This is a genomic window from Acidithiobacillus sp. (assembly GCF_049965315.1).
Lineage (GTDB): Bacteria > Pseudomonadota > Gammaproteobacteria > Acidithiobacillales > Acidithiobacillaceae > Acidithiobacillus_B.
This window is the reverse complement of record NZ_JBMFWL010000044.1, coordinates 1-12,139: the sequence shown is the minus strand read 5'-3', so window position 1 is coordinate 12,139 and position 12,139 is coordinate 1. Positions and strand designations below refer to the sequence as shown.

Genomic DNA, 12,139 nt, shown 5'->3' with positions numbered 1-12,139 from the left:
AAGAGAAGTTTGGTGTTTCTGCGGCCGCCGTTGCCGTTGCCGCTCCGGCTGGCGTCGGCGGGGGCGAGGCTGCTGCCGCCGTTGAAGAACAGACCGAGTTTGACGTCATCCTTACCGGTGCCGGCGCCAACAAGGTCAACACCATCAAGGTGGTGCGCGCCATCACCAACCTGGGTCTGAAAGAGGCCAAGGATTTGGTGGAAGGCGCGCCCAAGGCCGTCAAGGAAGGGGTTTCCAAGGCGGAGGCCGAAAGCGTCAAGGCCCAGTTGGTCGAGGCTGGCGCTGAGGCGGAGATCAAGTAATTCGTTGCACTGTAACATCCTTCTGCGGCTGGCGGCGTTTTACGCTGCCAGCCCCTCATTATTTGCAGAAAGCGGGTTGAAACAGGTCTTTCTGGATATGGCAGTCGTCGCGCGGAGCATCCATGGCCTACTCTTTTACTGAAAAGAAACGGATTCGTAAAGACTTTGGGAAAAGCCAAAGCATTCTTGCTGTGCCTTATCTGCTGGCAACGCAGATGGATTCTTATACGGAATTCCTGCAGGCCGCGGTACCTCCGGCGGCACGCAAGGTGGTGGGGCTGGAAGCGGTATTCCGGTCCGTATTCCCCATGGAGAGTTATTCCGGGAATGCGGTGCTGGACTACGTTTCCTATCGTCTTGAAAAGCCGGTTTTTGACGTGGTGGAATGCCGTCAGCGCGGTTTGACCTTCTGCGCCGGGGTGCGCGTGCGCCTGCGTCTGGCCATCATGGAAAAAGATGACACGACCGGGGCCAAACGGGTCAAGGATGTCAAGGAGCAGGACGTGTACATGGGCGAATTGCCGCTCATGACGGAGCATGGCTCCTTCGTGATCAACGGCACCGAGCGCATCATCGTCTCGCAACTGCATCGTTCTCCCGGGGTCTTTTTTGATCATGACCGCGGTAAGACCCATTCTTCCGGAAAGCTGTTGTTCAACGCCCGCATCATTCCTTATCGCGGTTCGTGGCTGGATTTCGAGTTTGATCCCAAGGACCATGTATACGCGCGTATCGACCGGCGGCGCAAACTGCCGGCCACGACGCTGTTGCGCGCCCTGGGTTTCGGCACCGAGGATATCCTGGCGATGTTCTTCGAGACGGAAACCTTCCGGATCGCGGATCACCAAGTCTATTACACCTTGGTCCCTTCCCGTTTACAGGGAGAGATGGCGAGTTTCGACATTGTCCATCCCAAGACCGGCGCAGTGCTGGTGCAGGCGGGCAAGCGGATTACGGCGCGCCAGGTCAAGCTGCTTGATGAGGTCCCGGAACTGGGCGAAATCGTCGTGCCCAACGGCTTTGTGCTGGGCAAGGTGATTGCCCATGATGTCGTCGATGGCAGCACCGGTGAGCTCATCGTGCATGCCAACGAGCCCATTACCGGAGAGATCCTGGAATTGCTCCAGGATCGCGAGCCCATCACCATCCGCACCCTGTATATCAACGAGATCGACCGCGGCCCTTATATGTCCGAGACGCTGCGGATCGATACCTCCAGGGATCCCCACGAGGCACAGATGGAGATCTACCGGATGATGCGCCCTGGCGAGCCGCCCACCAAGGACGCGGCCCAGAACCTCTTCCAGAATCTCTTCTTCAGCCCCGATCGTTATGATCTTTCCGCCGTTGGCCGGATGAAGTTCAACCGCCGCGTCGGCCGGGAAGAGATTACCGGCGCGGGAGTCCTGAGCAGCGACGACATCATCGCCGTGCTCCAGGTGCTCATGGCCTTGCGCAACGGGAACGGGGAGATCGACGATATCGATCACCTGGGGAACCGGCGCGTGCGCTCGGTGGGTGAACTGATGGAAAACCAGTTCCGCCTTGGCTTGGTGCGGGTGGAGCGGGCGGTGAAGGATCGCCTCTCCCTGGCCGAGAGCGAGGGCCTGACCCCCCAGGATCTCATCAATGCCAAGCCCATTGCGGCGGTGGTCAATGAGTTCTTCGGTTCCAGCCAGCTCTCGCAGTTCATGGACCAGACCAATCCCTTGTCCGAAGTCACCCACAAGCGGCGCGTTTCGGCCCTGGGGCCGGGCGGCCTGACGCGGGAGCGTGCTGGCTTTGAGGTGCGCGACGTGCATCCTACCCACTATGGCCGGATCTGCCCCATCGAGACGCCGGAAGGTCCCAATATCGGTTTGATCAATAGCCTGTCCTGTTATGCGCGAACCAACGATTACGGCTTTCTGGAGACGCCGTATCGGCGTGTGCGCGACCGCCGGGTGACCGACGAGGTGGTCTATCTGTCGGCCATCGACGAGGGCGACTTCATCATCGCCCAGGCCAATTCGACGGTGGACGGCGAGGGCTTTCTTGCCGATGATCTGGTTTCCTGCCGACATGAGAATGAATTCATGCTGGCCACCCCCGATCAGGTGCAGTTCATGGATATTTCTCCCCGCCAGATCGTCTCGGTAGCGGCGAGCCTGATTCCCTTCCTGGAGCACGATGACGCCAACCGCGCGCTCATGGGCTCGAACATGCAGCGCCAGGCCGTGCCGACGGTGCGTTCCGACGCCCCCTTGGTGGGTACCGGCATGGAGCGGGTGGTGGCCATCGACTCCGGCGCCGCCGTGGTCGCCCGTCGCGGCGGGGTGGTGGACAGCGTGGACGGCGCCCGTGTCGTGGTGAAGGTGCGCGACGAGGAAACCCTTCCCGAAGAACCCGGTGTGGACATCTACAACCTGGTCAAATACGCACGCTCCAACCAGAACACGACGCTCAATCAGCGCCCGGTGGTGAAGGTGGGCGATGTGGTCAGTCGCGGTGACGTGCTGGCCGACGGTCCGAGTACCGAGATGGGTGAGTTGGCCCTCGGCCAGAACATCCTCGTGGCCTTCATGCCCTGGAACGGATACAACTTCGAGGACTCCATCCTGATCTCCGAGCGGGTGGTGGCGGAAGATCGCTATACCACCATCCACATCGAGGAATTCTCGGTATTTGCCCGCGATACCAAGCTCGGACCGGAAGAGATCACCCGTGATATCCCCAATGTCTCCGAAGGCGCCCTGCGGCACCTGGACGAGTCGGGTATCGTGGTCATTGGCGCCGAATTGGGGCCTGGCGATATCCTGGTGGGGAAGGTCACTCCCAAAGGGGAGACGCAACTGACCCCCGAAGAGAAGCTGCTACGCGCGATCTTCGGCGAGAAGGCCTCGGACGTGAAGGACAACTCCCTGCGGATGCCGGCGGGCATGTCCGGTACGGTCATCGACGTCCAGGTATTCACCCGCGACGGGATCGAAAAGGACGCGCGCGCCAAGGCCATTGAAGAGCAGGAGTTGGCCCGGATTCGCAAGGATCTCAACGATCAGTACCGGATTGTGGAGGAGGACAGCTTCCAGCGTATCGAACGGCTGTTGCTAGGCAAGGTTGCCGATGGCGGGCCTGAGGGCCTGGCGCCGGGCAACAAGGTCACCAAGGCCTATCTCAAGGACCTGCCCCGCCATCGCTGGTTTGAGATCCGCTTGCGTGGCGAGGAGAGCAATGAGGCCCTGGAGCAGATCCGCGCTCAGTTGGTGGAACAGCGGGAGCGCCTCGACGGCGTGCTGGAGGAAAAACGGCGCAAGCTGACCCAGGGGGACGATCTGAGCCCCGGCGTATTGAAGATGGTCAAGGTCCATGTGGCCATCAAACGCCACCTGCAGCCCGGCGACAAGATGGCCGGTCGCCACGGCAATAAGGGCGTGGTTTCCAAGATCGTGCCGGTGGAGGATATGCCCTACCTTGCGGACGGAAGCCCGGTGGACATCGTTCTCAACCCCCTGGGTGTGCCGTCGCGCATGAATGTCGGGCAGATCCTCGAGGCGCATCTCGGCTGGGCGGCCAAGGGTCTGGGGAAGAAGATCGGGCAGATGCTGGACGCCCATGCGGAAATCCAGGATATGCGCCGCTTCCTTGGGGAGATCTACAACCGCACCGGGAAGCAGGAGGACCTGGATTCCTTGTCGGATGCGGAGATTCGCGAACTGGCAGGCAACTTGCGCTATGGCGTGCCCATGGCGACGCCGGTCTTCGATGGCGCCGATGAGGGGGAAATCCACTCCATGCTGGAACTGGCCGGCCTGCCGCGCAGTGGCCAGGTGACCCTTCACGACGGCCGGACCGGTGAGGCCTTTGATCGGCCGGTTACCGTTGGCTACATGTACATTCTGAAGCTCCACCATTTGGTCGACGACAAGATGCATGCCCGCTCCACCGGCCCCTACAGCCTGGTCACGCAGCAGCCCTTGGGCGGCAAGGCGCAATTCGGCGGCCAGCGTTTCGGGGAAATGGAGGTCTGGGCTTTGGAGGCCTATGGCGCGGCCTACACCCTGCAAGAGATGCTCACGGTGAAGTCGGACGACGTCACGGGGCGCAGCAAGATGTATGAATCCATCGTCAAGGGTGATTTCCGCATGGATGCGGGCATGCCGGAATCCTTCAACGTGCTGTTGAAAGAACTGCGCTCTCTGAGCATTGATATTGAACTGGATCAATCCAACTAAGGTTTCGCCCGACAGCGGGCAAGGGAGAGTGCGTTGAAAGACTTACTCAAGCTCTTCAAGCAGAACGATCAGCAAGAAGAATTCGATGCGATCCGGATTGGCATAGCCTCTCCGGACAAGGTCCGGTCATGGTCCTTTGGTGAGGTCAAAAAGCCGGAAACCATCAACTACCGGACCTTCAAGCCGGAGCGCGATGGCCTTTTTTGCGCCAAGATCTTCGGCCCCATCAAGGATTATGAGTGCCTGTGCGGCAAGTACAAGCGGCTCAAGCATCGCGGCGTGGTCTGCGAGAAATGCGGCGTCGAGGTCACCCAGACGCGGGTGCGCCGCGAGCGCATGGGCCACATCGAACTGGCCAGCCCGGTGGCGCATATCTGGTTTCTCAAGTCCTTGCCCAGCCGGATGGGCATGATCCTGGATATGCCCTTGCGGGATATCGAGCGCGTCCTCTATTTCGAGGCCTATGTCGTGGTCGATCCGGGCCTGACCAACCTGGAGCGGGGGCAGATCCTCAGCGAAGACCAGTATCTGGACGCGCTGGAAGAGCATGGCGACGAATTTACCGCCAAGATGGGCGCGGAAGGCATCCGTGATCTGCTCAAGGCCATCCCCGTAGCCAAGGAGGCCGCGGCCATTCGCGAGGAACTCCTTGGCGCCAACTCCGAGACCAAGATCAAAAAACTCAGCAAACGCCTCAAGATCCTGGAGGCCTTTGAACAGTCGGGCAACCGCCCGGAGTGGATGATCATCGAGGTGCTGCCGGTCCTGCCCCCGGATTTGCGGCCTTTGGTGCCGCTGGATGGCGGACGGTTCGCCACCTCGGACCTCAATGACCTCTATCGGCGCGTGATCAACCGCAACAACCGTCTCAAGCGGCTGCTGGAGTTGAAGGCGCCCGACATCATTGTGCGCAATGAAAAGCGCATGCTGCAGGAGGCGGTGGACGCCCTGCTCGACAATGGCCGCCGCGGGCGCGCCATTGCCGGCCCCAACAAGCGTCCGCTCAAATCCCTTGCCGACATGATCAAGGGCAAGCAAGGGCGCTTCCGCCAGAACCTCCTCGGCAAGCGCGTCGACTATTCCGGCCGCTCCGTGATCGTCGTCGGACCAGAACTCCGCCTGCATCAATGCGGGTTGCCGAAAAAAATGGCCTTGGAGCTGTTCAAGCCATTCATTTTCAACAAACTCGAAGAACGCGGACTGGCGACGACCATCAAGGCCGCCAAGCGCCTGGTGGAGCAGGAGAAGCCGGAAGTCTGGGATATCCTCGAAGACGTCATTCGCGAACACCCGGTCTTCCTGAACCGCGCCCCCACCCTGCATCGTCTGGGTATTCAGGCCTTTGAACCGGTGCTCATCGAAGGCAAGGCCATCCAGCTCCATCCGCTGGTCTGCGCGGCTTACAACGCGGATTTTGACGGCGACCAGATGGCCGTTCACGTCCCGCTCTCCCTGGAGGCCCAGTTGGAAGCGCGGACCCTGATGATGTCCACCAACAACATCCTTAGTCCGGCCAACGGCGATCCCATCATCGTGCCTTCCCAGGACATCGTCCTCGGCCTCTACTACATGACCCAGGAACGGGCCGACGCCAAAGGCGTCGGCGGGTTGTATAGCGACATCGCCGAGGTGCGTCGCGCCTATGATGCCCATGAAGTCGGGCTCCACGCCCGCGTGCAGGTGCGTTTCCGCGGAGAACGGGTGGAAACGACGGCGGGGCGCGCCCTGCTTGGCGAGATCCTGCCCGAAGGGCTTCCCTTCAGCGTCATCAATCGGGTGCTCAAGAAGAAGGCCATCACCGAACTGGTCAATACCTGCTACCGCCGTCTGGGTATCAAGGATACCGTCATTTTCGCGGATCAGTTGATGTACATGGGCTACCGGATGGCAACCCGGGCCGGCATCTCCTTCGGCGCAGTGGACATGGTGACGCCGCCCGAGAAGGAGACCATTCTGGCCGTTGCCGAGGACGAGGTGAAGGCCATTCAGGCGCAGTATACCTCGGGTCTGGTGACCGAGGGCGAGCGTTACAACAAGGTGGTCGATATCTGGTCGCGGGCCACCGATGACGTGGCCAAGGCCATGATGGACCGGGTCAGCAAGGATACCGTCACCCTCGCCGATGGGCGGGTGGTCCAGCAGGATTCCTTCAATTCGATCTTCATGATGGCTGACTCCGGTGCCCGTGGTTCGGCCGCCCAGATCCGCCAGTTGGCCGGCATGCGCGGCCTGATGGCCAAGCCGGACGGCTCCATCATCGAGACCCCCATTACCGCCAATTTCCGCGAAGGCCTGAATGTCCTCCAGTACTTCATCTCCACCCATGGCGCCCGCAAAGGCTTGGCGGATACGGCCCTCAAGACGGCCAACTCCGGTTACTTGACCCGGCGTCTGGTGGATGTGACCCAGGATCTGGTGGTGGTGGAGCGCGATTGCGGGTCGGAAGAAGGTTTGCCCATGACCTCGCTGGTGGAGGGCGGAGAGATCATCGAAGCGCTGCGCGACCGTGTCCTCGGTCGGGTGGTGGCGGAGGACATACTCCACCCCAACACCGGGGAGATCGTGATCGCCCGCAACACCCTGCTGGATGAACAGCATGTGGGGCAACTGGACGAACTGGGCGTGGACGCACTGAAGGTGCGCTCGCCCCTCACCTGTCGTTCCCGTCACGGGGTATGCGCCCTGTGCTACGGGCGTGACCTTGCCCGCGGGCACTTGGTGAATGCTGGCGAGGCCGTGGGGGTAATCGCGGCGCAATCCATCGGCGAGCCCGGCACGCAGTTGACCATGCGTACCTTCCATATCGGCGGGGCCGCCAGCCGTTCGGCGGCCCAGAGCAGCATCGAGGTCAAGCAGGGAGGGATCCTCCGCTACCAAAACCTGAGGCTGGTGACCCATCCCAGCGGCCGCCATGTGGTGGTCGCCCGCAACGGCGAAGTCAGCATCACCGATGAGCAAGGGCGCGAAAAGGAGCGTTACAAGGTCCCCTATGGCGCTTCGGTGCTCATTGATGACAACGGGGCGGTTACGGCGGGCCGCCGGATCGCCGAATGGGATCCCCACACCCGCCCCATTGTCAGCGAAGTGGGCGGCAAGGTGGTCCTCAAGGATGCCGTCGAAGGCGCCAGCGTGGCGATTCAGAACGACGAAATCACAGGCTTGTCGACGCTGGTGGTCATGGATGCGAAGCAGCGGCCCCCACAGGGGCGTGACCTGCGTCCGGTCATCATCGTCCAGGATGAGCACGGCCAGGATTTGAAACTGCCGGGGACCGACCTGCCCGCGCGTTACTTCCTGCCTGCCAAGGCCATCATCGCCGTGCATGAAGGCGGCATCGTCCTGCCCGGCGATATTTTGGCGCGCCTGCCCGTGGGCACCACCAAGACCCGCGATATCACCGGTGGTCTGCCGCGCGTCGCGGAACTCTTCGAGGCCCGGCGCCCCAAGGACTTCGCGGTGATCGCCGAGCATGAGGGCATCATCGGTTTCGGCAAGGATACCAAGGGCAAACAGCGTCTGATCATTACCGATGAGCACGGCGAGCAGCACGAATATCTCATCCCCAAGGGCCGGCATGTGACGGTCTACGAGGGCGAGCGGGTCAGCCCCGGCGAACAGCTCGTGGAAGGCCAGCCGGTTCCCCATGATATTCTCCGCGTCCTGGGCGTTCAGGCCTTGGCCAATTATATCGTGGACGAAGTGCAGGATGTGTATCGCCTCCAGGGGGTGCGCATCAATGACAAGCACATCGAGGTAATTCTGCGGCAGATGTTGCGCAAGGCCGAGATCACTTTTGCCGGGGATAGTCTCTTCCTCCCCGGTGAGCAGGTGGACCGGGCGCGGGTGGAGGAGGAAAACGTCAACCTCATCGCTGCCGGCAAGGAGCCCGCCCGTTTCATTCCGGTGCTTCTGGGTATTACCAAGGCCAGCCTGTCCACGGAGTCATTCATCTCTGCGGCAAGCTTCCAGGAGACTACGCGGGTGTTGACGGAGGCGGCGGTGACCGGAAAGGTCGATGAACTGCGGGGGCTCAAGGAGAACGTCATCGTTGGCCGCCTCATCCCCGCCGGCACCGGACTGGCCTATCACGAGCACCGTCGCCGTTTGCACCGGGAATCCCTGGCAGCAGGGGCCGGCGTTGCCCCGGCGGCGGCGCCCCGGCCCGGCGCGAGTGTTCCTGCGCCGCTGGAAGACGCCCCGGTAAGGGTGGAGGAGTCGCAGTAACTGTTTCTTCCCGAAGGCCTGCCTTGACACTTGGGGCCGGCCTCCTTAGAATGCGCCCTCTTGTTGGTATGCGCGGCATACCGCGAAGTTTCAAGTATTGGAGATTGTTGATGCCCACATTAAATCAACTCGTGCGCAAACCGCGCAAGCGGCCGGTGGCCAAAAGCAAGGTGCCCGCGCTCGATGCCAACCCACAGAAGCGCGGTGTTTGCACGCGCGTCTACACGACGACACCGAAAAAGCCCAACTCGGCGCTACGCAAGGTTGCCCGCGTCAGGCTGACGAACGGCTTCGAGGTTAGTAGCTACATACCCGGTGAGGGGCACAATCTCCAGGAGCACTCCGTTGTCCTCATTCGCGGAGGGCGCGTGAAGGATCTTCCCGGCGTTCGCTATCATATCGTGCGTGGAACCCTTGATACGGCCGGTGTGAAAGGCCGGAAGCAGTCGCGTTCCAAGTATGGCGCCAAGCGTCCCAAATAAGCGTGCCCAGATAAGCGTTATTGAAGGAGTTGATGCGTCATGCCTAGACGTCGCGAAGTACCCAAGCGGATCATCTTGCCGGATCCCAAGTACAAGGAAGAAATCATCGCCAAGTTCGCCAATGTGATCATGCGCGATGGCAAGAAAAGCGTTGCGGAAAAGATCGTTTACGGTGCGCTGGATATTGTCGCCGAACGGAGCAAGACGGATCCCTTGGATGTGTTTCGCAAGGCCATGGACAATGTCCGTCCGGCGGTAGAGGTCAAGAGTCGCCGCGTTGGCGGTGCCACCTATCAGGTGCCTATCGAGGTGCGCTCGGATCGCCGCATCGCGCTGGCCATGCGCTGGCTGCGCGATGCCGCGCGGAAGCGTACGGAGAAATCCATGGGCAACCGCCTGGCGGCGGAAATCCTTGAGGCAGCGGAAAACCGCGGCACGGCAGTGCGCAAGCGGGAAGAGACGCATCGCATGGCAGAAGCCAATAAGGCCTTTGCACATTTCCGCTGGTAAACGATCGCAGATTGCTTGGATAAGGAATAAGCCGTGGCTCGCACAACCCCCATTGATCGTTATCGGAATATCGGCATCATGGCCCACATTGATGCCGGCAAGACGACGACAACCGAACGTATCCTGTTCTATACCGGTGTCTCGCATAAGATCGGCGAGGTTCATGAAGGGACTGCGGTCATGGATTGGATGGCCCAGGAGCAGGAGCGGGGTATTACCATTACCTCTGCGGCAACCACCTGTTTCTGGAAGGGCATGGATGGCCAGCGTCCCGAACATCGCATCAACATCATCGATACGCCGGGGCATGTGGACTTCACCATCGAGGTCGAACGCTCCCTGCGTGTCCTGGATGGCGCGGTAGCGGTCTTTTGCGCTGTCGGCGGTGTCCAGCCGCAGTCCGAAACTGTCTGGCGCCAGGCAAACAAGTATGGCGTGCCCCGCATCGCGTTCGTCAACAAGATGGATCGCCAGGGCGCGAATTTCAAGCGTGTCGTCGACCAGATCCAGAGCAAGCTCCGGGGTCATCCCGTCCCCATTCAGCTTCCCATCGGGGAGGAGGAGCGCTTTCGGGGTGTGATCGATCTATTCAAGATGAAGGCCATCAACTGGGATGACAGTACCCAGGGAATGCGCTTCACCGAGGAAGAGATCCCGGCGGATTTGCGCGAGGAGGCGGAAGCTGCCCGTCACTTCATGGTCGAATCCATTGCCGATGCCGATGAAGAGTTGATGCTGAAATATCTGGAGGGGGAAGAGATTTCCACCGCAGAGTTGATGGCCGGCTTGCGTAAATCGACCATCGCCGGCCACGTCGTTCCGGTTCTCTGCGGCAGTGCCTTTAAAAACAAAGGCGTACAAGCCATGCTGGACGCCGTGTTGGATTATCTGCCCTCGCCCGTAGACATTCCTCCCGTTGAGGGCGTCGACCCCGACAGCGGCGTCGCGCTGTCACGTCGGCCCGATGATGGCGAGCCCTTCTCGGCCCTGGCGTTCAAGATCATGACCGATCCCTTTGTCGGTCAGCTCACCTTCTTCCGCGTGTATTCGGGCGTACTGACGGCGGGCTCCACGGTACTGAATCCCGGTCGCGATCAGAAGGAGCGGATCGGGCGCATTCTCCAGATGCATGCCAACGAGCGCCACGAAATCAAGGAAGTGCTGGCCGGGGATATTGCCGCTGCCGTAGGGCTCAAGATCGCCTATACCGGGGATACCCTTTGCGATCTGAACAAGCCCATCGCATTGGAAAAGATCGAGTTCCCCGAACCGGTCATTCACGTTGCCGTCGAGCCGAAGACCAAGGCAGATCAGGAGAAAATGGGCATCGCCCTGGGTAAGCTGGCCCAGGAAGATCCGTCATTCCGGGTCCGTACCGATCAGGAGTCGGGGCAGACCATCATTTCCGGCATGGGCGAACTGCACCTGGAAATCCTGGTGGACCGCATGAAACGGGAATTCGGCGTGGAAGCCACCGTCGGCGCACCCCAGGTGGCGTACCGGGAAACGATCCGCAAGACGGTCGAAGCGGAAGGCAAGTTCGTGCGGCAATCGGGTGGTCGCGGTCAGTACGGCCATGTCTGGTTGCGTCTGGAACCGCAGGAGCCCGGGACCGGCTTTTCCTTTGAGAACGGGATTGTCGGCGGTACGGTGCCCAAGGAGTTCATCGGCCCGACGCAGAAAGGTGTTGAAGAAGCGCTGGAAAGTGGTATCATCGCGGGCTTCCCGGTGGTCGACGTCAAGGTGACGATCTTCGACGGCTCCTATCACGATGTCGACTCCTCCGAAGCGGCGTTCAAGATTGCAGGATCCATGGGTTTCAAGGCCGGTGCTGCCAAGGCCAACCCCGTTCTTCTTGAGCCGATCTTCGCCGTGGAAGTGGTCACGCCGGAAGAATATATGGGTGATATCATCGGCGACATCAACAGCCGTCGGGGCATGATGCAGGGCATGGAAGACGAGGCGGGCGCCAAGGTGATCCGCTGTGAAGTGCCCCTTGCGGAGATGTTCGGGTATGCGACGACCGTGCGCTCTTTATCGCAGGGACGGGCGACTTACACCATGCAGTTTGAAAAGTATATGGAAGTCCCCGGCCATGTGGCCGAGGCCATTGTCAAGAAAAGTCAGCGCTAGCCGTTAGGGAGAGGTCAAGATGTCCAAAGGGAAATTTGAGCGGACGAAGCCGCATGTGAATGTGGGAACGATTGGTCACGTGGACCACGGGAAGACCACGTTGACGGCGGCGCTGACGAAGGTGCTGTCGGCGAAGTTTGGTGGGGAAGTGCGGGCCTATGATCAGATTGACAATGCGCCGGAAGAGCGGGCGCGTGGCATCACCATTGCCACCTCGCATGTCGAATATGAGACCGCCAACCGTCACTACGCGCATGTGGACTGCCCGGGGCACGCC

General features: G+C 60.9%; 7 protein-coding genes. All 7 read left to right on the top strand.

The genetic code is table 11. The annotated features are described in order from the left end of the window. A partial coding sequence (rplL, locus tag ACP5MM_RS09235; protein WP_427934476.1) for a 50S ribosomal protein L7/L12 occupies positions 1–302 on the top strand: 302 nt, incomplete at its 5' end. A 122-nt stretch (positions 303–424) separates the two neighbouring features. After that, complete coding sequence (gene rpoB / locus ACP5MM_RS09230) at positions 425–4,513, top strand: DNA-directed RNA polymerase subunit beta (protein ID WP_427930870.1); 4,089 nt, start codon at positions 425–427, stop codon at positions 4,511–4,513. Between the two features lie 33 nt (positions 4,514–4,546). Further along, a complete protein-coding gene (gene rpoC, locus ACP5MM_RS09225) occupies positions 4,547–8,737 on the top strand; it encodes a DNA-directed RNA polymerase subunit beta' (RefSeq protein WP_427934474.1) in 4,191 nt (1,396 codons plus the stop codon). A gap of 110 nt (positions 8,738–8,847) precedes the next feature. Next, positions 8,848–9,219 carry a 30S ribosomal protein S12 gene (gene rpsL / locus ACP5MM_RS09220; RefSeq protein WP_123102078.1) on the top strand — a complete coding sequence of 124 codons (372 nt, stop codon included), beginning with the start codon at positions 8,848–8,850 and terminating at the stop codon, positions 9,217–9,219. A gap of 39 nt (positions 9,220–9,258) precedes the next feature. After that, positions 9,259–9,729 (top strand): 30S ribosomal protein S7, encoded by a 471-nt coding sequence (gene rpsG, locus ACP5MM_RS09215; RefSeq protein ID WP_427930868.1) that lies wholly within the window; start codon positions 9,259–9,261, stop codon positions 9,727–9,729. 33 nt (positions 9,730–9,762) lie between these two features. Further along, entirely contained in the window at positions 9,763–11,862 is a 2,100-nt protein-coding gene (gene fusA / locus ACP5MM_RS09210) for an elongation factor G (protein WP_427930867.1), read from the top strand. Positions 11,863–11,881: 19 nt separating this feature from the next. After that, the coding region (locus ACP5MM_RS09205) for a GTP-binding protein (protein WP_427934473.1) at positions 11,882–12,139 on the top strand (258 nt) is incomplete at its 3' end.

Bases quoted from the DNA above. Each gene is read 5' to 3' on its own strand.
- rpoB (WP_427930870.1), top strand. From the start codon at position 425: ATGGCCTACTCTTTTACTGAAAAGAAACGGATTCGTAAAGACTTTGGG.
- rpsL (WP_123102078.1), top strand. From the start codon at position 8,848: ATGCCCACATTAAATCAACTCGTGCGCAAACCGCGCAAGCGGCCGGTG.
- rpsG (WP_427930868.1), top strand. From the start codon at position 9,259: ATGCCTAGACGTCGCGAAGTACCCAAGCGGATCATCTTGCCGGATCCC.